We start from the raw sequence: 22446 nt of genomic DNA, 5'->3' as shown, positions 1-22446 counted from the left end.
TGGGGAGACGACCGATGAAAGCCAGATTGTTCATGTTTACGAGTGCGTCGATGGCGGCCTTGCTCGCATCGGCGTCCGCCGCGGCGCAGACGTCGGACGAGCAAGTGGAAACCGGAAGCGTCGCAAGCGATCCCACCGCCGTTTCCGATCGCGAGATCGTCGTGACCGGCCAGCGCGCCAGCCTGCAGGCCGCCCGCAACATCAAGCGCAATTCGGACCAGGTGGTCGAGGTCATCGTCGCCGACGACATTGGCAAGTTTCCCGACTCCACCGTGGCGGCCGCGCTGCAACGCGTTCCCGGCATCCAGACCGTCAACGGCTTCAACAACGAAGTCGTCAGTCCGTTGGTGCGTGGTATCGGCGACATATTGACGACCCTCGACGGGCGCGAGATCTTCACCGGTGTCGGCCGCGGCTTTGCCTTCCAGGACCTGCCCGCCGAAGCCCTGGCGGGGGCGGAAATCTATAAATCCAACTCGGCGAACCTGCTCGAAGGCGGCGTCGCGGGGGTCATCAACCTCAAGCTGCAAAAACCGTTCAACTTCAAAGAAGGCGTCAGCGTCGCGCTCAACGCGCGCGGCACCTATGGCAAGGAAGTCGACAAGTTCAGCTATACGCTGGGCGGACTGATCAGCGGCCGGTGGAACGTCGGCGACGGCGAGTTCGGTGCGCTCCTGAACATCTCCTACTCGGACCAGAATTTCAACCGGCCGATCTCGTTCAACTGCGATCCACGCTCGGGCAGCAACGGACCTCCGGGTGCGGCGGGGATCGTGCTGCCGACCTGCGTCGGCGGCCTGACCGACACCGGCAGCTACAGCCGGCCGCAGGCCAATCTCGCGCTCCAGTGGAAACCGACCCCCGAACTCGAATTCTATGTCGACGGTCTCTACAGCGGCTATCGCTCGCGCTTCGCCACCAATTTCATCTTCTCTGACATCTTCGCGGCGCAAAGCATCACCAATGCCGTGGCGGGCGACGAATGTTTCACGGCGCAGGTCGACGGCGGAGGTTTCCCGACGCGCAGCGGCGGGACCACGCAGAATCTGTGCCTCGGCGAAAGCGCGACCTTCAACAATGTCCCCGGCCTCACCAGCACGCAGGCCAAGCGCGACAAGACCGACCAATGGCTGATCGCGGGCGGCATGCGGTACGATAACGACCGCATCCATTTCGAAACCGATCTTTCCTATTTCGACACGACCTTCAAGGCACGCAACATCATCGTCGATATCGGCAAGACGATCCCGCAGGTAAACGTCGTGATCGACGACAACGGGCATGGGACGACCGTGATGACGGGCGATCCGCTGAGCGATGCCAATGATTTCCGGTTCGCCAACAGCCTGTTCCAGGACATCAACACATCGAAAAGCTCGCTGAAGGCATGGCGGACCGACTTCAGTTACGACGTCGAAAGCTTCATCGACCAGATCCAGCTCGGCTTCCGCTATGCGGACCGCAAGGCGTCGTTCGAAGGCTTTGCCGGCGGCCCCGCCGCGCCCGGCGGCAACCGCGTCACGCTGGTCAATTCGGTCGGGCTGCCTTCCGATTTCCTGATCCTGTCGCCGGCGTCGATCCCGTTCATCAACAACGGCGCGAACTGGTACACCCCCGATCCCGATTTCCTGCGCGAAAACACCGACCTCTTGCGCCAGCTCTATGGCGCGCCCACGGGCGACCCCGCGCCCGACCCGTCGCGCAGCTACCGCGCGAACGAAAAGACGATGTCGGGCTATGCGCAGATCAAATATGCCGCCGACCTTGGCGGCGACATGCTGGTCGACGGCCTTGTCGGCGTGCGCTGGGTAACGAACGACCGGGACCTGCAAGGAACGGGCCGGGTGAGCGGCGTGCTGACGCCCGTCCGGCGGTCGAGCACCGAAACCGACTTTTTGCCGAACGCCAGCGTCCGGCTGAAGCTGACGCCCGAGCTCCAGCTCCGTGCGAGCTATGCCAAGACGCTGTCGCGCCCGGCGTTCGGCGATCTTAATCCCGGCCTTTTCTATCAAGTGCCGAACAACGCCAATATCCGGCCTAACGGCAATGGCGGCAATCCGGATTTGCGGTCGCAGAAATCGGAAGCATGGGATGCGACGGCGGAATATTATTTCGGCCCGTCGAGCTATGTTTCGGCCGCCGTATATTATCGCGAGATCAAGGATCGCGTCGCGATCGGCGTCGAGCCCGAGGTCATCGACGGCATCACCTATAATATCTCGCGTCCGCGCAACCTGGGCGGTGCCCAGTTGAAGGGCGTCGAAGTCAGCGGACAGATGTTCTTCGATTTCCTGCCCGAAGGGCTCGACGGCCTCGGCATGTTCGGAAACTTCACCTTCGCCGACAGCAAGATCAAGACCCCGACCGATCCGCTGGTCGGCGAACCGCTGCTGGGCGTGTCGAAATATAGCTACAACATCGGCGGACTATACGAAAAATACGGCTTTACCGCGCGTGTCGTCTATACGTGGCGCGGCAAGTTCAACGAGGGCCTGTTCGGCGGCGGCCTGCTCGTGCCGGGTGACGGCGCGAAGTTCAACCGCGTCAAGGCGAACGGCCGGCTCGATTTCTCGGTCAGCTATGACATCAACGAGAATCTGGCACTCAGCGTCGACGGGGTGAACGTGCTGCGCAGCAAATATCACAGCTATTTCCATACGCCGGGCTTCCCGCACGATATTCGTGTCGACGACAGCTTCTATGGAGCGAGCCTGCGCGCGCGCTTCTGAGCCGGTGGGCCGGGCGTCGCGACCATCGCGGCGCCTTGCCTCGCCTCAGCCTTCGACCGGATTTTCGCTCACTTCGATCAGGTCGAGGACGTCGCCGATGATCTTCTTCATCGCCTTGCGCGCGCGGTCGGGATTGCGGCGAACGATGGCCTCGCTGACCGCCGCATGATCGGGGACGCTCGCCGAACGGCCCTTGATGCGGTTGGTGAACCGGATCGAGCTGCGCAACGCGGTCGTCACCACGTCGCGAAACTGAACGAAGAAGGGGTTGCCCGATGCCCGGAGGATCGCGACATGAAAGGCGATGTCGGCATCGAGCGCATCGTCGAGTCCGCGCTCGGCCGCCTCCATGCGCTTCAGGCCCGCGAGGATCGGCTCGAGATCGGCATCGCTTGCATTGGCGGCCGCGAGCGCCGCGGCTTCGGGCTCGATCGCGACGCGTAGCTGGTTGAACTGGCGCAGCAGGTCGACCGAGAATTTGCGCTCGAGGAGCCAGCGCAGCACGTCGGTGTCGAACAGATTCCAGGTCGTGGCGGGCTGGACGATCGTGCCTTGGCGCGGGCGCGCGCTAAGCAGGCCCTTGGCGGTCAGCATCTTCACCGCTTCGCGCGTCACCTGCCGGCTGACGCCATGCTGTTTCGCCAGTTCCGCCTCGGTCGGAAAGGGCTCGTCCTCATAAGCGCCGATGACGATCGCGCGACCCAGCGAATCGAGCAGGCCATAGGTCAGGTTGCGTCCCAATCGGGTTCGCAGTTCCGCCGGATCACCTGGTTGCACGCTCTTCCCTCTCTTGCCCGCGGCGCCGAATTAGGCACTTTGCGGCATCCTGCCACGCGCGGTTCGCTCGCGCTTCGTATCGCCCGCAGCTAGGCTCTAGACAAGTGCCATAGATCATATAAATATAAAGTCCTATAAATCGTATAAATAGACGCTGCCCATTTTTTGGCGCGGCGGCTGCGGGACACCGCGAGGGAAGGGGAAGCCTAATATGACGCTGACGACGCTCGATGTGATGGTGATCGTCGCTTATGCGATCGGGATTTTTGGGCTCGCGCAGTGGGTCAGCCGCGAAAAGGGCGGCAAAGCCAAGGACAGCGCCGACTATTTCCTCGCGTCGAAGAATCTGCCCTGGTGGGCGATCGGCGCATCGCTGATCGCCGCCAATATTTCGGCCGAGCAGATCGTCGGCATGTCGGGATCGGGCTATGCAATCGGTCTCGCGATCGCCTCCTATGAATGGATGGCGGCGCTCACGCTGCTGATCGTCGGCAAATATTTCCTGCCGATTTTCATCCGCAACGAGATCTTCACGATGCCGCAGTTCCTCGAACAGCGCTACGGCACCAACATCCGCACGCTGATGGCGATCTTCTGGCTCGCGCTCTACATCTTCGTGAACCTCACATCGATCGTCTGGCTCGGGTCGATCGCGGTCAACAAGGTGGCGGGCGTCGATCAGGATGTCGCGCTGTTCGCGCTCGGCGGCTTCGCGCTTCTCTATCAGCTTTACGGCGGGCTGAAGGCGGTCGCGCTCACCGACATCGTCCAGGTCACTTTGCTCGTTCTCGGCGGCTTGCTCATCTCGGGTATCACGCTCAGCGAAATCGGCGGCGACGCGGGCATCATCGGCGGATTCAGCCGCCTGACCAGCGAACTGCCCGGGCATTTCGACATGATCCTGACGTCCGACAACCCCTTCTACAAGGATCTGCCCGGCATCTCGGTGCTGATCGGCGGCATGTGGATCGCGAACCTCTCCTATTGGGGGTTCAACCAATATATCATCCAGCGTGCGCTCGCGGCGAAGAGCTTGGCAGAGGCGCAAAAGGGCATCGTGTTCGCGGCTTTTCTCAAGCTGTTGATGCCGGTGATCGTCGTGCTGCCGGGGATCGCCGCGGTGATGCTTGCGCCCGACCTCGCGAAACCCGATGAGGCTTATCCGACGATGATGCGGCTGCTGCCCGCCGGCATATTGGGTCTCGTCTTCGCAGCGTTGATGGCCGCGGTGGTGGCGTCGACCGCCTCGAAGATCAATTCGATCGCGACGATCTTCACGCTCGACCTCTATGCCAAATTCTCGCCCGCGCATGCCGGCGCGCGGACCGCGGCGAGCGAGAAGAAGCTGGTGCTCGTCGGTCGCGTCGTCGCGGTGATCGCGACGCTGCTTGCGCTGGTTACGGCGCGGCCCTTGCTGGGCGGCTCCGATCAGGCTTTCCAGTTCATCCAGGAATTTTCGGGCTTCTTCACCCCCGGCATCACGGTGATCTTCCTGCTCGGCCTGTTCTGGAAGCGTGCTAGCGAAGCGGGCGCGATCGCCGCGGCGGTCGCCTCGGTCGGTTTCTCTTATCTGTTCAAGGTGCTCGCACCTTCGATCCCGTTCATGGATCGCATGGGGCTGGTCTTCCTGATCGCGCTCGCGCTGGCGGTCGGCCTGTCGCTGCTGATGCCCGCCACCGCCGATAAGGACCGCATCACCGCCGAAGGCGTCAGTTTCCGCACCACGACCGGTTTCAACGTGGCGAGCGGCGCCGTGATCGCGATCCTCATCGCGCTCTACGCGACCTGGTGGTAGGGCGGAGCGAAACATGGACGGACATTTTCTCGCCATAGACTGGGGCACCACCAACCGCCGCGTGTACAGCATCGACGCGGGCGGCGCGGTGACCGAAACCGAGCGTGACGACCGCGGCGTTCTGGCGATTGCGCCCGGCAGTTTCGATGCCGAGGCGGCGGACATCCGCGCGCGCTTTGGCGATGCCCCGATGCTGTGCGCCGGCATGGTCGGATCGAAGCGCGGCTGGCACGAAATTCCTTATGTGCCGGCGCCTGCCGACTTTGCGGCCATCGCGCGCGGGACCCGGTGGATCGAAGGGCAGCGCACCGCGATCGTCCCCGGCGTGTGCCGCCTCGACGACAGCCGCGCCGACGTGATGCGCGGCGAGGAAGTGCAGTTTCTCGGCGCGCTCGAGGCGAGGCTGGTGCCCGATGGGGCGATGCTCTGCCAGCCCGGCACCCATTGCAAATGGGCGCGGGTCGCGGGCGGGCGTCTCGTCGATTTTACCACGACGATGACGGGCGAACTCTTCGCGCTGCTCAAGCAGCACAGCCTGCTCGCCGATCTTCTCGACGGCGATGTCGGACCGAACGACGGGTTCCTCGCGGGCGTCCGCCAGGCGCAGGGGCAGGATTTGCTGTCGCTGCTCTTCTCCGTCCGCGCGGCACGCCTGCTCGGATCGCTGCCGCTCGAGCAAAGCGCGTCCTTTACCAGCGGATTGCTCATTGGCAGCGACGTGCGCGCGCGCCTCACCGATCCGTCGGAGCCGGTGCATGTGCTTGCCGACGCCCATCTCGGCGGGCTTTACCGCTGCGCGATCGAGGAACTCGGCGGCTCGGCGATCCTGGTCGACAGCCACGCGGCCTTCGTCGCCGGCATCACCCGAATCTGGAGAGAATTGTGATGGATTTCGCCTCGGCGCTGGAACAATGCCCGCTTGTCGCCATTCTTCGGGGAATCCGGCCGGAAGAGGCGGCGGCGGCCGGCGAGGTGCTTGTCGATTCGGGTTTTACCCTGATCGAGGTCCCGCTGAATTCGCCCGACCCGCTTCGCAGCATCGCGATTCTGGCCGGCACGGTCGGCGATCGGGCGGTCGTCGGCGCGGGCACGGTATTGTCGTGCGAGCAGGTGGCCGACGTAACCGCGGCGGGCGGGCGGCTCATCGTGTCACCGAACACCGATGCCGCCGTCATTGCCCGAACCGTGGCCGCGGGCCTGGCGTCGGTTCCTGGCTTCCTGACACCGACGGAGGCGCTCGCGGCGCATGCGGCCGGGGCGACGGCGCTGAAGTATTTCCCGGCCGAAGCGTCATCACCCCACATATTGAAAGCTTTGAAAACCATATTGCCCGCTGGCGTCCCGGTGATCGTCACGGGTGGCGTCACCCCCGATAAACTGGCGCCGTGGAGAGCATCGGGAGCGTCCGGCTTCGGGCTGGGCGGCGCGCTCTATCGTCCCGGCATGGCTCTTGGCGAGCTGAAACGGCGGGCCGACGATTTCGTCTCGGCGAGCCATTCGCCAAAGACCGATGGATATGATCCACCCGCTATGCTTTAATCGGTCAGCGATGGCTGACGATAAACCCCGGTACAAGACCTATAGCAGCCCCGCCGGCGGCTGGGGCGCCGCGGCGGCAACCGCGAAGGTCCTGCTCGAACAAAGCGTCGTGACCAAAGGCTCGCGCGCGCTGTTCGCGATGAACCAGCCGGGCGGTTTCAAATGCCCGAGCTGCGCCTTTCCCGACGCGACCTGCACCAAGAAGCTCGAATTCTGTGAGAATGGCGCAAAAGCGCTCGCGCACGAGGCGACGAAATTCCGCGTCACGCGCGAATTTTTCGCGCAGCACAGCGTGACCAACCTGATGGAACAGTCGGACTATTGGCTCGAAATGCAGGGGCGGCTGACCGAGCCGATGCGCTACGACGCCGCGACCGATCATTATGTGCCGGTGAGCTGGGACGAGGCCTTTGCGCTGATCGGCCGGCATCTTCGCGCGCTCGCCAGCCCGCACGAGGCCGAATTTTACACTTCGGGCCGCACCGCGAACGAGACGGCGTTCCTCTATTCGATTTTCGTGCGCGAATTCGGGACGAACAATTTCCCCGATTGTTCGAACATGTGCCACGAACCGACGAGCCGCGGGCTGCCGCGCTCGATCGGGGTCGGCAAGGGCACGGTGATCCTCGACGATTTCGAGCATGCCGAGGCGATTTTCCTGATCGGGCACAACACCGGGACCAACGCGCCGCGGATGATGACCAATTTGGTCGAGGCGCGGAAGCGCGGCGTTCCGATCGTCGCGGTCAACCCGATGCCCGAACGCGCGCTGATCCGCTTCACCGAGCCGCAGGACATCGTCCAGATGGCGACCTTCGGATCGACCGAAATCACCAGCGAATTCGTCCATATAAAGGTCGGCGGCGACCTTGCCCTGCTCAAGGGGATGATGAAGGTGATGTTCGAGCGCGAGGCGGCGGGCGAGACCGTCTTCGACCATGATTTCATCGCCGAGCATACCGAGGGTTTCGCGGCGCTGCAGGCCGACATCGCGGCACACGACTGGCCGGCGATCGCCCTGGCATCGGGGCTCGACGAGGCGCAGATCCGCCGCTGCGCCGAAATCTATATCCGCTCGAACGCGACGGTCATCTGTTACGGGATGGGGGTGACCCAGCATCAGCAGGGATCGCAGCTGGTCCAGCAGATCGCGAACCTGCTGCTGCTGGGGGGCAATTATGGCAAGCCGGGCGCGGGCATTTCGCCGATCCGCGGCCATTCGAACGTCCAGGGCGACCGCACCGTCGGGATCGATGAAAAGCCGAGCCAGGCCTATCTCGACCGCGTGCGCGACGTCTTCGGTTTCGAACCGCCGCGCGAGGATGGCCACCATAGTGTCGAAACGGTCGAGGCGATGCTCGATGGGACCGCGAAGGTGTTCATCGGCCTCGGCGGCAATTTTGTGCGCGCGGTGCCCGATACGACACGCTCCTATGACGCGATGCGCAAACTGGAGCTGACCGTCGGGATCGCGACCAAGCTCAACCGCGGGCATCTGGTCCACGGGCGCGATGCCCTCATCCTGCCCGTCGTCGCGCGCTCCGAGCGGATCGAAACCGCCGCGGGCGAACAGTTCGTCACGATCGAGGATTCGATGTCGAATGTCACGGCATCGCGCGGCGTGCTCGAACCCGCGAGCGCGCATCTGATGCCCGAGACCGAGATCGTCTGCCGCATGGCGATGGCGACGCTGCCGAACAGCAAGGTCGATTGGGCCAGCTATATCGACGACTACGACCTGATCCGCGACAAAATCGCCCAAGTATATCCCGAAATCTACAGCGATTTTTCGGAACGCATCAAGGCGCCGATGGGCTTTCACCTCGACACCCCGCCGCGCCGCCGCGTGTGGGCGACGCCGAACGGCAAGGCCAATTTCCTGATCCTTCCTGGGCTGGCGGTCAATGCGCCGGTCGACGATCCGGCGATGCTGCGGCTCGCGACCGTGCGCTCGCACGACCAGTTCAACACGACGATCTACAGCTACAACGACCGCTATCGCGGCGTGTATAACGACCGGATGATATTGTTCATGAACGCCAAGGACCGCGCCGATCGCGGGCTGGGTGCGGGCGCACGCGTCGCGCTCGAAACGATCAGCGGCGACGGCATCGCGCGGCGTGTCGAGGGGCTCACGCTGATCGACTATCCGATGTCGCGTGGTTCGGTCGCGGGCTATTATCCCGAACTCAATCCGCTGCTGCCGCTCGTCCATTACGACCGGATCAGCGGCTGTCCGGCGGCCAAGTCGATCCCGGTGCGTGTCGCCGCCGCGTCATCCGTTGGCTGAGCGCCTCATGCTCGCCCTCGGCCGGCAGATCGCGCCGCCGCGCTTCCTGATTTTTGTTGGCGTACTCCTCCTTGTCGGCGGCGGCGCCGCAGCGCTCGGCGCCGATCCGCGCGGCGCGCTGCTGATCGGCTTCGACGTCGCGGCTTTCGTCTTCCTCTGCGCGATCGCGCCGCTCCTGAAAGCCGACGCCGACCGGATGCGGCGCACCGCCGAAAGCAACGACGCCAATCGCGCCGGGCTGCTCGCGATCACCGTGCTGCTGTCGCTCGTCATCCTGTTCGCGGTCGGGACGCTGATCGCGAGTCCGGGCAAGCTGGGGCGCTGCGATGTCGTGCTGATCGTCGCGACGCTCGCGCTTGCATGGCTGTTCGCGAACATGGTGTTCACGCTCCACTATGCGCATCTCTATTATCTGCAGAAGGACGGCCGCGACCAGCGCGGGATCGAGGTTCCGGGGGTGCATGAACCCGGATACTGGGACTTCCTCTATTTCAGCTTCACGCTCGGCATGACCTTCCAGACCTCTGACGTGACCATCTCGGGCGCGCATATGCGCCGCGTCGTGCTCGGCCACTGCATGGCGGCCTTCATCTTCAACATGGGCATATTGGCGTTCACCGTGAACGCGATCGGCGGATCATGACCCCGCCAGCCGGTCGAGGTCGGCGAGGCTGTTGATATTGGGCGGCACGAAGTCGCTTTGCACCGCGCGCGCGCCGATCTGCCGCGCATAGGCGCGGACCGCAAGGTCGCGCCCGTCGGCAAGGATGGCCTGCAACACGTCCAGCGTTGCGACCGGCCACAGGCCGATCACCGGCTGTGTGTCGAGGAAGGCGGGCGCCGGTTCGAGCAACGCGCGCAGGTCGGCGGGCAGGCGCACGCAATCGACCGGCGCAGTCAGAAGCTGGTCGAAGCCCGCGCCTGCGGCATGGCGCAGCGCGCCGGCGAAGCCGCCGAGCGGGCCCATATCGGGGCGCGGCCAATCGGCTATGCCCTCGTCCCGGCCAACGAGGACGAGCGCATCGCAATGCGGGCGCAGCGCCGCCAGCGCATGGTCGAGCAATGTCTGCCCGTCCAGCGTCGCGAGCGCCTTGTCCGACCCGAAACGGCTCGACCGCCCGCCCGCGAGCACCGCGCCGAGCGTCTTCACGCGATCATCCCGTGCGGATCGCTGACGACCAGCGCTGAATCCGCCCGCGCCAGCGTAACCAGCGTCAGCCCCACCTGCACCGCGCGCTCGGCCGCGAGGCTGGTCGGCGCCGAGATGGTGACGAGCATCGGACAGCCCGCGCGAACCGTCTTTTCGACCAGTTCGTAACTGCAGCGCGCCGACAGCAGGATGAAGCCGGTCGCGGGGTCGATCCCCGCGCGCGCCAACGCCCCGATCAGCTTGTCGAGCGCATTGTGGCGCCCGACATCCTCGCGCGCGAGCAGGATGTCGCCGGCCGGCGAGCAGAAGGCGGCGGCGTGGACGGCGCCCGTTGCGCGGCCCAGCGGCTGATGGTCGCGCAGCGAAGCCAGCGCCGCCGCGATGGCGGCGCGGTCGGTCGCGATACGCGCGGTGACGGCGGGAAGCGGCCGCAGCACCTGTTCGATATTCTCGATCCCGCACAGCCCGCAGCTGCTCTCGCTCACGCGTTTGCGCGCGCGTTCGAGCGCTATGTTGTTACGTTCGGGCGGCAGCCAGATGCGCAGTGCCCAGCCGCCTTCTATTGGGTGGGCATCGACGCGTCGCACCTGATCGGGCGCTTCGATCAGACCTTCGCTCAGCGCGAAGCCCAGCGCATAATCTTCGAGATCGGCGGGGGTTGCCATCATCACCGCATAACCGATGCCACCGACCTCGATCGACACCGGCGCCTCGATCGGCACGCTGCGGGTCAGTGCCGCGTCGCCGGGCTCGGCAAGCCCCAGCCGCCGGACGGGAAACTCGATCATTTCGTTATTCATGCTCGCACGATAGCCCATCGGCGCGGACTTGTCTCAACTCAGCGGCTTCGGGCGTGGCAGCTTTGGGGTGGGAATTGGCCATCCAATACTCGTCATGCTGAAACAAGTTCAGGGTGACGAAGAAGAATAGGTCCACTTCCGGTCGTTCCCGTCATACCCGTTTTCCACCTTTCGCCGGCGATCGATCCGCCCGTCTCAACCGCCACGCCCCAATCGTTCGGCAAGGAAATCGACGAACACGCGCACCCGCGCCGGGGTGCCCGCACCGCCCGCGAACACCGCGTGGATCGCCTCGACATCGCCCGGATTATACGCCTCCAATATCGGGATCAGCTGTCCGCTCGCGATCTCGTCGGCGATGCTGAACGCGCCGACGCGGGCGATGCCGACCCCGGCGGCCGCCAGCTGTCCCAGCGTCTCGCCATTGTTCGCCTCGATATTGCCCCGCACCGACAACGTATATTCGCGCTCCCCGTCGCGGAACGGCCAGGTCGGCTCGGCGCGGCGAAAGTTGAAATTCAGGCAATTATGCGCGTGCAGATCTTCGGGCACCTTTGGCGTGCCATGCTTCGCCAGATAGGCGGGCGAGGCGACGATCACGCGGCGGCTTTCGCCGAGCTTGCGCGCGGTGAGCGGGCTGTCGGCGAGCGGGCCGAAACGGATCGCGACATCGGCCTGTCCCGCCGCAAGGTCGACGAGGCGGTCGGCGAGGCTGATGTCGACGAGGATATGCGGATGGAGGCGGACAAAGTCGCCGAGCAGCGGCACGATGCTGAGCCGCCCGTGCGCCTGCGCCGCGCTGACGCGGAGCCGCCCGCGCGGGGCGCCCTGGTCGGCGATCGCCTGCTCGGCATCGCCCAGGTCGGCGAGGATGCGGCGCGCGGCACGCAGATAGGCCTCGCCCTCGGCGGTGAGCGCGAGCGCGCGCGTCGAACGCAGCAGCAGCCGGACACCAAGCCGCGCCTCGATCCGGTCGATCGTCCGGCTGACCGCCGACGGGGTCAGCCCGAGGCAGCGGCCCGCGGCGGAAAAACTGCCCTCGGCGACCGCGACGGCGAAAACCTCCATCGCGCGCGCCCGGTCGGTGGTTTCGGCGATCTTTGCGTTCAATTCAAAAATCCTTCGCTTCGCGGCACGCTACTCTGGCCCGATGTGCGAGTCCATCTATGCGTTCAACGCAACTGAAAGGGTGGATCATGGAATATCGTCAACTGGGATCGTCGGGCCTTCGCGTACCGGCATTGAGCTTCGGAACCGGAACCTTTGGCGGCCAAGGCCCGCTGTTCAGCGCCTGGGGGCAAAGCGATGCGAAGGACGCGCGGCGGTTGATCGACATCAGCCTCGACGCCGGCGTCACCCTGTTCGACACCGCGGATGTCTATTCGAACGGCGCCTCCGAGGAGATTTTGGGCGAGGCGATCAAGGGTCGCCGCGACGCAGTGCTGATCTCGACCAAGACCGGGCTGCCGATGGGCGACGGGCCGCAGGACTGGGGCGCCTCGCGCAGCCGGCTGATCCGCGCGGTCGAGGATTCGCTCGGCCGGCTCGGTACCGACCATATCGACCTCCTCCAACTCCACGCCTTCGACGCCTCGACCCCGGCCGACGAATTGATGGATACGCTCGCTACGCTGATCGCGGCGGGCAAGCTGCGCTACGCCGGCGTCTCCAATTATCCGGGCTGGCAGTTGATGAAGGCGCAGGCCGTGGCCGACCGCCTCGGCAAGCCGCGCTTCGTCGCGCACCAGGTCTATTATTCGCTGATCGGGCGCGCCTATGAGGCCGATTTGATGCCGCTCGCCGCCGACCAGGGTGTCGGTGCGCTGGTGTGGAGCCCGCTCGGCTGGGGCCGCCTGACCGGCAAGATCGGACGCGGCCGCCCGGTCCCGGAGGGCAGCCGTCTGCACGAGACCGAACAATTCGCGCCGCCGGTCGCCGAAGAGTTGCTCTACCGCGTCATCGATGCGCTCGAGCTGGTCGCGGCCGAAACCGGCAAGACCGTGCCGCAGGTCGCGATCAACTGGCTGCTCCAGCGTCCGACTGTGTCGTCGGTGATCATCGGCGCGCGCAACGAAGAACAGCTGCGGCAGAATCTAGGCGCGGTCGGCTGGGCGCTGACCGCCGACCAGATCGCGGCGCTCGACGCCGCGAGCGACGTGCTGCCGCCCTATCCGCACACACCCTATCGGCAGCAGGCGGGTTTTGCCCGACTGAACCCGCCGCTCGTCTGAGAGAGCGTTTGGAGATTCACAAAACACAGTTTTTCGGCGCCCCTCCGTATCCCCGAGCGAAGACGAGGGGCTCGTTCGAGCGAAGCGAGAACCCGCACCGAGCCTCGACTTCGCTCGGCTTGGCCCCTCGTCTTCGCTCGGGGATGCGGTGATGGACCGCATTTCCAAGCAGCTTCTGACAGGAACCGGACTCATGAAGATCAACTTCCCCTTGCTGGCGCTCGCCACCGGTGCTTTCGGCATCGGCATCACCGAATTCGCGCCGATGGGTCTTCTCCCCGATATGGCGGAGGGGCTGGGGGTGTCGATCCCCGCCGCGGGCCTGCTCGTGTCGGCCTATGCGCTCGGCGTCATGCTCGGCGCGCCATTGATGACGCTCACCACCGCGCGGATGAACCGGCGCACCTTGCTGATCGGCCTGATGGCGATCTTCACCATCGGCAATTTCCTCTCTGCCATCGCGGGCGATTACACGACGCTGATGGTCGCGCGCGTCATCACCTCATTGAACCACGGCGCCTTCTTCGGTGTCGGTTCGGTCGTCGCGGCGAGCCTCGTCGCGCCTGAGAAGCGCGCGAGTGCGGTCGCGGCGATGTTCATGGGGCTGACGCTCGCCAATGTCATCGGCGTGCCGCTCGCGCCGTGGGTCGGCGAGACGTTCGGCTGGCGCACCGCGTTCGGTGCGATCACGATCTGGGGCCTCATCACCATGGCCGCGCTCCGCTTCGCGCTCCCCGACATTCCGCGCGCCGAGGGCGGCAATATGCTCGCCGAGCTTGGCGTGCTGAAACGCCGCGAGGTGCTCGTCGCGCTCGCGCTCACCGCGATCGGCTCGGCGGCGATGTTCACCGTCTTCACCTATATCGCACCGATCCTGACCGAAGCGACCGGGGCGGGGACGCTGTATGTGACCGCGATGCTGGTGATCTATGGTCTCGGTCTCACGCTCGGCAACTGGCTCGGCGGCATCTTTGCCGACCGCTCGATCGACCGCACGCTGATCGTCTCGCTCGCCGGGCTGGCCGCCTTGCTCCTGCTCTTCGCGGTGACGATGGTTTCGCCCATTGCTGCGGCGGTCACGATCTTCGCGTGGGGCGTCGCGACCTTCGCCATCGTCCCGCCGCTCCAAATGCGGGTGATGGAGGCGGCGTCGGATGCCCCCAACCTGGCCTCGGCGGTCAATATCGGTGCTTTCAACCTCGGCAATGCCGTCGGCGCTGCGGTCGGCGGCGGGGTGATCGGCCTTGGGCTCGGCTTTCCGGCAGTGTCGGTCGCGGGCGCGGTGATGGCGGTGGCTGGCCTTGCGATCGTGCTGGCATCGCGGACGCGATCCGCCCCGTTGCCGGTCGCCGCCAAAGCCTGACGATTGCCATTTCCACCGCGGAGCCTATGCAATCGCAGGCATGAAAGCCGAGATTCTCGCCGTCCTCCTTGGCAAGGTCCGCCCCTTCCGCGGCGACGATGAACCGAGCGCCATCGGCAAGCTGCCGGTGGCGCACCCGGTCGCCGTCGGTCCGATGGGCCTTGCCGGCGACGAACAGGCCGACCGTACCGTTCATGGCGGCATCGACAAGGCGATCCACCATTATCCGGCCGACCATTATCCCTGGTGGCGCGAGTATCTGGGCGACGTGCCGCTGCTCGATGCGCCGGGTGCGTTCGGGGAAAATATCTCGACCGCAGGCCTCGACGAGCAGAATGTCTTCCTCGGCGACCGCTTCCGGCTCGGCACCGCGCTCGTTGAAGTAACCCAAGCACGCCAGCCGTGCTGGAAGCTCGATCACCGTTTCGAGACCAAAGGCGTGATGGCGCAGGTCGTAAAGACGCGCCGGACGGGATGGTATTATCGCGTGCTCGAACCCGGGCAGGTGCAGGCGGGCGATGCGTTGGAGCTTGTCGAGCGGCCCTGGCCCGACTGGCCGCTGGCATCGCTGTTCGCCCTGCTGATCGGCGGCGAGGCGAAGGATCGCCCGGCCGACCTCCGCGCGCTGCGCGACGTCCCCGTCCTCGCCGAAACATGGAAAATACGCCGGGCCAAGCTCGCCGGGCAGTTCGGCGCCGATTAAGCGCCGCCGCTCGCCAGCGCGTAACGTTTCGGCGGCACCCCGACATGACGCGCAAAGGCGGTGCTGAACGCGCTCGCCGAACCATAGCCGACGCGTGTCGCGATCTCGGCCAGCCCGCCCGCCTTGCGGCGCAGCAGATCCTTGGCCAGGCTCATGCGCCACCCCTGCAGATACTCCATCGGTGGCACGCCGACCGTTCGCGCGAAGCGGTCGAAGAAGGCCGAGCGCGACAGCGCTGCCTCCTTCGCCAGTTCGGCGACGGTCCACGGATGCGCGGGTTCGCCATGGATATGCCGGATCGCCGCCGCCAGCCGCGGATCGCCGAGCCCGCGCAGCAGACCCGGCGGCGCATCATCGCCCTCGACCGAGCGCAAAGCTTCGACGATCAGCACTTCGACGAGGCGCGACAGGATCAGGTCACAGCCCGGCCGCGCGTCGCCCGCTTCCTCGCGCACCAGCCGCACGAGCGTTGCGAGCCGTTCGGCCCCGCGCAAATGGATCAGCGCGGGAAGCTGCGACACGAGCAGGCTCGCATCGGGCGAATCGAAGATGAAATAGCCGCCGAGCATCCGCACATCGGCATCGCCATCCTGCCGCCCATGGCGCACCTCTTGGGCAACTCCGGCGGCGGGGTGCGGATCGACAAGGATGGGCTCGGCGGGCTCGAACCCCGACATGGTGAACCCCGGCGTCGCGGGAAGGAAGACGAAATCCCCCGCTTCGATCGTCACCGCCTCGGCGCCATCGACCGCAAGCCGGCACCGTCCCTCTATGACCGTGCAGAATCCCGGATACCCGAAATCGCCATAGCGCACCGCCCAAGGTCCGGCGCCGCTGATCCCCTTGGCAAAGACGGTGCGCGGGCGGAGCAGCGCGATGAGATCGGAGAGGGGATCGGGCATATATGGACTATCGATAATGAATTACGGATTTCGGATTATAGATAGTCCGAATGGCATTGGCTAGATGCTTTCCACCAACTTAAAAAAGGAAAGTGTCCATGAAAACCATCCTCATTACCGGCTGCTCGTCGGGCTACGGCCTTGAAACTGCTCGCCATTTCCACGCCCGGGGCTGGAACGTCATCGCCACGATGCGCAACCCCTCCGCGGCACCTTTTGCAACTTCCGAAAGGCTGCGCGTCCTCGCGCTCGACGTCACCGACGCCGACAGCATCGCGCTCGCGCTCGAACTGGCGGGTCCGATCGACGTGCTCGTCAACAATGCCGGCATCGGCCTGTTCGGCGCGCTCGAACATTCGCCGATGCGGAAGATCCGCGACGTCTATGAAACCAACACGCTGGGGACGATCGCGATGACGCAGGCGGTGATCCCGCAGTTCCGCGAACGCGGCGCGGGGGTCATCGTCAACGTGACTTCGTCGGCGACGCTCGCCTCCTTTCCTCTCGCCGCTGCTTACACGGGCAGCAAGACCGCGATTCAGGGTTTCACCCAGTCACTCGTCCATGAACTCGAACCGCTCGGCATTTCGGTGAAGCTCGTCGAGCCGGGCTATGGCCCGACCACCGCCTTTGCGCAGAACACCGAAATCCGTCTCGAGGATGTGCTGCCCGCACCCTATTGGTCCTACGCCGAACCGATCCTCGCCGTGATGGCCGAACCCGCGCTGGTCACGACCGAGGCCGATGTCGCGGAGGCGGTGTGGCAGGCCGTGCATGATGAAAGCGGGCAGGCGCATTTCCCCGCCGGCGCCGATGCCCTGGCGCTGGCTGCTGCATAAACACCACCTCGTCATTCCCGCGAAAGCGGGAACCCAGCGAGCCAGCGTTGCAACTGGGTTCCCGCTTTCGCGGGAATGACGAAGTTTAATTCCGCTTCGCTTCAAGCCAGGCAGCAAGCTTCGCCACCTCTTCAGGCGTAAAATGCAGCCCCAGTTTGGTTCGCCGCCACAAGATGTCGTCGGTGGTTCGCGCCCATTCGTGCGTCACCAGCCACTCGGCCTCGGCGGCGCTGAGGCCATGGCCGATCTCGCCGCCGAGCGCATCCCAACCGTCCGCATCGCCCAGCCATTCGCGCGCATCGAGGCCGTAAGCCCGCACGATACGGTCGGCGGTGGCGATGGTGAGGAAAGGATAGGCCAGGCGGATCTCGGCAATCAGCGCCGCGGCGCCGCTCGTCGGGAAGCCCCCGCCCGGCAGCGGCGCCTTCGCCGTCCAGCGCTTGCCCGACAGCGCGGGCACATGTCCGGCAAGCGCGTCGACCGCGGCCTCGGCAACGTGGCGATAGCTGGTGATCTTGCCGCCATAGATAGTGAGCAAGGGTGCGCCTTCCTCCATATCGAGATCGATGCGGTACCCGCGCGTCGCCGCTTCGGGCCGTCCCGACCCGTCCTCGACCAGCGGCCGGACACCCGAATAGGTCCAGACGACATCGGCGGGGGTGACGGGGGTACGGAAATAAAGGCTCGCGCCCTCGCACAGATAGGCGATTTCCGCGTCGCTCGCGCGGGGCACGATGGCGGGGTCCGGGTGATCCTCGTCGGTCGTCCCGATCAGCGTGAAATCGCGCTCATAGGGAATGGCAAAGAAGATGCGCCCGTCGGGTAGCTGGAAGAAATAGGCATAGTCGTGCTCGAACAATTTGCGCACGACGATGTGCGAGCCGCGCACCAGCCGCATCGCGTGATCGGGTTCGGCATCGGCGCGCTTCAGCAGGTCGAGCACCGCGGGCCCCGCGGCGTTGACGACGCTATGGCCGGTGAAGCGATAGTGATGGCCGCGGTCGTCGCTTGCTTCGACGACCCATAGGCCATCCTCGCAGCGCAGCATCTCGGCGCGGGTGCGTGTGCGGACCCGCGCGCCGCGATCCGCCGCATCGCGCGCGTTCAGCACGACCAGCCGCGCGTCGTCGGTCCAGCCGTCCGAATATTCGAAGCCGTGGACATATTGCGGTTGGAGCGGGCCGCCCGCGACATGGCGGCGCAAATCGATCGACCGCGTTGCGGGCAGCTTTTTCCGCCCGCCGATATGATCGTAGAGGAACAGTCCGAGCCGCAGCAGCCAGCGCGGCCGCAAACCGTCGCGATAGGGCAGCACGAAGCGCAGCGGATGGATGATGTGCGGCGCGATGCCCCAGAGGATTTCGCGCTCCTTAAGCGCCTCGCGGACGAGGCCGAATTCATAATGTTCGAGGTAGCGCAGGCCGCCGTGGATCAGCTTGGTCGACGATGAGGAGGTGCCTTGTGCGAGGTCGCCTGCCTCGAGCAGCAGCACCCGCGCCCCGCGCCCGGCGGCATCGCGCGCAACCCCCGCGCCGTTGATGCCGCCGCCGACGACGATGACATCATAGGGAAGGGCGCTGTCGGGCATGCCGCTCCCTATGGCAATCCTGCGGATTTTGCCAAGAAAAGACATCGTATGCGGCCTACGTATGCGCGTTGCAATCGGGCGGCGGCTCCTCCATTTCTGAAGATGGATGTCCAAGGGGATTTTTGTGAGCGTGAAAGTCGAAACATTGGTACTGTTCGGCGCGACGGGCGATCTCGCGCAGCGCATGCTCTTTCCCTCGCTCTACAACCTCCACCTCGACGGGCTGCTCGCCGATGCGTTGACGATCATCGGGTCGGGGCGCTCGAAGATGGATCGCGCCGCCTTTCACGGTCAGGTCCGCGACGCGCTGACCGAACATCTGCCCGCCGACCGTATCGAGGCGAGCGCGGTCGATGCGTTTATCGAACGGATCGACTATTGCGCGATCGATGCCGGCGCGGGCACCGGATACGACGACCTTGCCGCGCTGCTCGGGGACCGGATGCAGCGCCCGATCGGCGTTTATCTGTCGACCCCGCCATCGATGTTCGGACCGATCGCGCAGGGGCTCAACGCCGCGGGGATCGCTTGCACCGAATGCCGCATCGCGATGGAAAAACCGATCGGCCACGACCTCGCCTCGTCGCGCGAAGTGAACGCGCAGGTCGGCGATGCCTTTGCCGAGGACCGAGTCTTCCGCATCGACCATTATCTCGGCAAGGAAACGGTGCAGAATCTGCTCGCGCTGCGCTTTGCCAACATGCTCTTCGAACCGCTGTGGAACGCACAGGCGATCGACCATGTCCAGATCACCGTCGCGGAGACCGTCGGGCTCGAGGGCCGCGTCTCCTATTATGATGGTGTCGGTGCGCTGAAGGACATGGTCCAGAACCATATGCTCCAGCTGCTCGCGATCATCGCGATGGAGCCGCCGTCGAGCGTCTCGTCGACCGCGGTGCGCGACGAGAAGGTCAAGCTGCTCCGGAGCCTCCGCAAGCTGACCGCCGCTGATGTCAAGGCGCACAGCGTCAAGGGCCAGTACACCAGCGGCGCGGTCAATGGCGGCGCGGTCGCGGGCTACGCCGACGAACTCGGCAACCCGTCGAACACCGAGACGTTCGTCGCGATCAAGGCCTATATCGACAATTGGCGCTGGAAGGGCGTGCCCTTTTACCTGCGCACTGGCAAACGCATGCCGCAGCGCAAGTCCGAAGTGCTCATCCAGTTCAAGCCGGTGCCGCACAATATCTTTGCGCGCGTCGGCGCGGGCAAGCTCGATGCGAACAGCATGATCATCAACCTCCAGCCCGAGGAAAATATTCGGGTCAAGGTGATGGCGAAGCAGCCGGGGCTCGACCGCGACGGGGTGAAGCTCAAGGAAGTGACGATGGACGTCTCGCTCTCGCACAGCTTTGCGGGCGAGCGGCGGCGGATCGCCTACGAACGCCTGCTGCTCGATTTCATCGAGGGCGACCAGACTTTGTTCGTCCGCCGCGACGAGGTGGAGGCGCAGTGGCAGTGGATCGACTCGATCCGCGACGCCTGGGCCGAGGTCGACATGGCGCCGCAGAATTACACTGCGGGAAGCTGGGGCCCGTCGAGCGCGATCGCGCTGATCGAACGCGACGGAGCGAGCTGGCATGACTGAAGCCGCCCCAAACCTTCTCCCCTTGGGGGAGAAGGATACGAAGCCTTGTCGCGCAGCGACTAGGCGCAGTTGGATGAGGGTCTCTGTCGCTGCTTTCTCCGCTGCCGTTCACACCCTCACCCAGCTTCGACTAGCGAGCAAGCTCGCAAGTCTGCGCATCCCTCTCCCCCAAGGGGAGAGGGTTTTGGAATTGCCATGACTGATCTCCACCCCACCATCGCAACGGTCACCGACCGCATCATCGCCCGCAGCGCCCCCCGCCGCGCCGCCTATCTCGATCTGATGGACCGTCAGCGCGAAGCCGGTACCAACCGCGGCAACCTCTCGTGCGGCAATCTCGCGCACGGCTTTGCCGCCTCGGGCGAGGACAAGCCCGCGATCCGGTCGGGCGCCGAAATGAACATCGGCATCGTAACCAGCTATAACGACATGCTCTCGGCGCATCAGCCGTACGGCCGCTATCCCGAACAGATCAAACTCTTCGCGCGCGAGGTTGGCGCGACCGCGCAGGTCGCGGGTGGCGTCCCCGCGATGTGCGACGGCGTAACGCAGGGGCAGGCGGGCATGGACCTGTCGCTGTTCAGCCGCGACAATATCGCGCAGGGCACGGCGATCGCGCTCAGCCATGCGATGTTCGAGAGCGCGCTGCTACTTGGCATCTGCGACAAGATCGTCCCCGGGCTGCTGATCGGCGCGCTGCGCTTCGGCCACCTGCCGCAGATCCTGATCCCCGCCGGGCCGATGCCCTCGGGCCTCGCGAACAAGGAAAAACAGCGCGTCCGCCAGCTTTATGCCGAGGGCAAGGCGACCCGCGACGAACTGCTCGAAGCCGAAGCGGCGAGCTATCATGGCGCGGGCACCTGCACCTTCTACGGCACCGCGAACAGCAACCAGATGATGATGGAGCTGATGGGGCTCCACGTCCCCGGCAGCGCCTTCACCAACCCCGGCACCAAGCTGCGCCAGGAACTGACGCGCGCCGCGACGCACCGGGTCGCCGAAATCGGCTGGGACGGCGACGATTATCGTCCGCTGTCGCGCTGCGTCGACGAGAAAGCGATCGTCAATGCCGCGATCGGGCTGCTCGCCACCGGCGGCTCGACCAACCATGCGATCCATCTGCCCGCGATCGCGCGCGCCGCGGGGATTATCATCGACTGGCAGGATTTCGACGAATTGAGCCACGCGGTGCCGCTGCTCGCGCGCGTCTATCCGAACGGCGCGGGCGACGTGAACAACTTCCACGCCGCGGGCGGCATCGGTTATGTCGTGCGCGAATTGCTCGGGGCGGGCTTGCTCCACGGCGATGTGCTCACCGTCGGCGGAACGATGGCCGATTATGCAAGCGAGCCGGTGCTGGTCGACGATGAACTTCACTGGCAGGCCGCGCCCGCCGAAAGCCGCGACGACACCATGCTGCGCCCGGTCGCCGCGCCCTTCTCGCCCGACGGCGGGATGCGCCTGCTCGCGGGCAATCTCGGCCGCGCGATCATCAAGACCAGCGCGGTTGCTGAGGATCGCTGGACGATCGAGGCGCCGTGCCGGATATTCGACGACCAGAATCAGGTGCTGACCGCGTTCAAGGCGGGCGAACTCGAGCGCGACCTCATCGTTGTCGTCCGCTTCCAGGGCCCGCGCGCCAACGGCATGCCCGAACTGCACAAGCTGACGCCGGCGCTCGGTGTGTTGCAGGACAAGGGTTTTCGTGTTGCCCTCCTCACCGACGGCCGCATGTCGGGCGCGAGCGGCAAGGTGCCCGCGGTGATCCATCTTTCGCCCGAGGCGCTGCCCGGTATCGATGGCGTCAGCGGCCCGCTTGCCTTCCTTACCGACGGCGACATTGTCCGCATTTGCGCGCGCAAGGGCGAGGTGCTCGCGCTCGTCGATCCCGATATCTGGGCCGCGCGCAGTCCCGCCGTCGCGCCGCCGCCGGCGCTGGGCGTCGGCCGCGAATTGTTCGCCCTGTTCCGCCATCATGCCGATGAAGCCGAAAAGGGCGGGTCGGCGGTATTGGCGGCGATGGAGGCCGTGATTTGACCCACCCTCCGTTCGCCCTGAGGAGCCGCTGAGCCTGTCGAAGCGGCGTCTCGAAGGGCCGCAAGCGGTGCTTCGAGACGCTACCGAGCCTTCGTCAAGCTCAGTCTCGGCCGCT

General features: G+C 65.4%; 18 protein-coding genes. 12 read left to right on the top strand and 6 right to left on the bottom strand.

Annotated elements, in window-relative coordinates:
- Positions 1-14 precede the first annotated feature (14 nt).
- Positions 15-2729 (top strand): TonB-dependent receptor, encoded by a 2715-nt coding sequence (locus V6M50_RS16085; RefSeq protein ID WP_332819589.1) that lies wholly within the window; start codon positions 15-17, stop codon positions 2727-2729.
- A gap of 45 nt (positions 2730-2774) precedes the next feature.
- On the opposite strand, the gene V6M50_RS16080 is transcribed toward V6M50_RS16085, so the two are convergent.
- Entirely contained in the window at positions 2775-3506 is a 732-nt protein-coding gene (locus tag V6M50_RS16080; RefSeq protein WP_332819588.1) for a FadR/GntR family transcriptional regulator, read from the bottom strand.
- 211 nt (positions 3507-3717) lie between these two features.
- Here V6M50_RS16080 and V6M50_RS16075 point away from each other — a divergent pair, with 211 nt between their 5' ends.
- The 5 genes from V6M50_RS16075 to V6M50_RS16055 are packed head-to-tail and all read left to right on the top strand — an operon-like array spanning position 3718 to position 9773.
- Positions 3718-5301 (top strand): sodium/sugar symporter, encoded by a 1584-nt coding sequence (locus V6M50_RS16075; RefSeq protein WP_332819587.1) that lies wholly within the window; start codon positions 3718-3720, stop codon positions 5299-5301.
- A 13-nt stretch (positions 5302-5314) separates the two neighbouring features.
- Complete coding sequence (locus V6M50_RS16070) at positions 5315-6187, top strand: 2-dehydro-3-deoxygalactonokinase (protein WP_332819586.1); 873 nt, start codon at positions 5315-5317, stop codon at positions 6185-6187.
- Positions 6187-6840 carry a 2-dehydro-3-deoxy-6-phosphogalactonate aldolase gene (locus V6M50_RS16065; RefSeq protein ID WP_332819585.1) on the top strand — a complete coding sequence of 218 codons (654 nt, stop codon included), beginning with the start codon at positions 6187-6189 and terminating at the stop codon, positions 6838-6840. The genes V6M50_RS16070 and V6M50_RS16065 overlap by 1 nt, the downstream gene beginning before the upstream one ends.
- 10 nt (positions 6841-6850) lie before the next feature.
- Positions 6851-9130 carry an FdhF/YdeP family oxidoreductase gene (locus V6M50_RS16060; RefSeq protein ID WP_332819584.1) on the top strand — a complete coding sequence of 760 codons (2280 nt, stop codon included), beginning with the start codon at positions 6851-6853 and terminating at the stop codon, positions 9128-9130.
- A complete protein-coding gene (locus V6M50_RS16055) occupies positions 9123-9773 on the top strand; it encodes a DUF1345 domain-containing protein (RefSeq protein ID WP_332819583.1) in 651 nt (216 codons plus the stop codon). The genes V6M50_RS16060 and V6M50_RS16055 overlap by 8 nt, the downstream gene beginning before the upstream one ends.
- Here the strand turns inward: V6M50_RS16055 and mobA are convergent.
- The 3 genes from mobA to V6M50_RS16040 all read right to left on the bottom strand — a co-directional run bounded on the left by mobA (position 9768) and on the right by V6M50_RS16040 (position 12190).
- On the bottom strand, positions 9768-10280 hold the full coding sequence (gene mobA, locus V6M50_RS16050) for a molybdenum cofactor guanylyltransferase (protein ID WP_332819582.1): 513 nt from the start codon (positions 10278-10280) through the stop codon (positions 9768-9770). The genes V6M50_RS16055 and mobA overlap by 6 nt on opposite strands.
- The gene (gene fdhD, locus V6M50_RS16045) at positions 10277-11080 is read right to left on the bottom strand and encodes a formate dehydrogenase accessory sulfurtransferase FdhD (protein ID WP_332819581.1); all 804 of its coding nucleotides are present in this window, start codon (positions 11078-11080) and stop codon (positions 10277-10279) included. The genes mobA and fdhD overlap by 4 nt, the downstream gene beginning before the upstream one ends.
- A 195-nt stretch (positions 11081-11275) precedes the next feature.
- The gene (locus tag V6M50_RS16040; protein WP_332819580.1) at positions 11276-12190 is read right to left on the bottom strand and encodes a LysR family transcriptional regulator; all 915 of its coding nucleotides are present in this window, start codon (positions 12188-12190) and stop codon (positions 11276-11278) included.
- A gap of 86 nt (positions 12191-12276) precedes the next feature.
- On the opposite strand from V6M50_RS16040, the gene V6M50_RS16035 reads away from it, so the two are divergent.
- The 3 genes from V6M50_RS16035 to V6M50_RS16025 all read left to right on the top strand — a co-directional run bounded on the left by V6M50_RS16035 (position 12277) and on the right by V6M50_RS16025 (position 15377).
- A complete protein-coding gene (locus V6M50_RS16035; RefSeq protein ID WP_332819579.1) occupies positions 12277-13311 on the top strand; it encodes an aldo/keto reductase in 1035 nt (344 codons plus the stop codon).
- A 193-nt stretch (positions 13312-13504) separates the two neighbouring features.
- On the top strand, positions 13505-14674 hold the full coding sequence (locus V6M50_RS16030; RefSeq protein ID WP_332819611.1) for an MFS transporter: 1170 nt from the start codon (positions 13505-13507) through the stop codon (positions 14672-14674).
- Between the two features lie 40 nt (positions 14675-14714).
- A complete protein-coding gene (locus tag V6M50_RS16025) occupies positions 14715-15377 on the top strand; it encodes an MOSC domain-containing protein (RefSeq protein ID WP_332819578.1) in 663 nt (220 codons plus the stop codon).
- Here the strand turns inward: V6M50_RS16025 and V6M50_RS16020 are convergent.
- Positions 15374-16279, bottom strand: coding sequence for an AraC family transcriptional regulator (locus V6M50_RS16020; protein ID WP_332819577.1), 906 nt, complete (start codon positions 16277-16279; stop codon positions 15374-15376). The genes V6M50_RS16025 and V6M50_RS16020 overlap by 4 nt on opposite strands.
- Positions 16280-16377: 98 nt before the next feature.
- Between V6M50_RS16020 and V6M50_RS16015 the strand changes: the two genes are divergently transcribed.
- On the top strand, positions 16378-17118 hold the full coding sequence (locus V6M50_RS16015; protein ID WP_332819576.1) for an SDR family oxidoreductase: 741 nt from the start codon (positions 16378-16380) through the stop codon (positions 17116-17118).
- Positions 17119-17203: 85 nt separating this feature from the next.
- Here the strand turns inward: V6M50_RS16015 and glpD are convergent, their stop codons facing one another.
- Positions 17204-18706, bottom strand: a complete 1503-nt coding sequence (gene glpD / locus V6M50_RS16010) for a glycerol-3-phosphate dehydrogenase (RefSeq protein WP_332819575.1) — start codon at positions 18704-18706, stop codon at positions 17204-17206.
- A gap of 184 nt (positions 18707-18890) precedes the next feature.
- Between glpD and zwf the strand changes: the two genes are divergently transcribed.
- Positions 18891-20294: a glucose-6-phosphate dehydrogenase gene (gene zwf, locus V6M50_RS16005; protein ID WP_332819610.1), complete on the top strand. Its 1404-nt coding sequence runs from the start codon at positions 18891-18893 to the stop codon at positions 20292-20294.
- A 195-nt stretch (positions 20295-20489) separates the two neighbouring features.
- Positions 20490-22331: a phosphogluconate dehydratase gene (edd, locus tag V6M50_RS16000; protein WP_332819574.1), complete on the top strand. Its 1842-nt coding sequence runs from the start codon at positions 20490-20492 to the stop codon at positions 22329-22331.
- Positions 22332-22446: the final 115 nt, after the last annotated feature.

The sequence above is a fragment of the Sphingopyxis sp. genome (genome assembly GCF_036675685.1).
Classification (GTDB): Bacteria; Pseudomonadota; Alphaproteobacteria; order Sphingomonadales; family Sphingomonadaceae; genus Sphingopyxis.
This window is presented reverse-complemented; position numbering and strand designations above follow the sequence as displayed.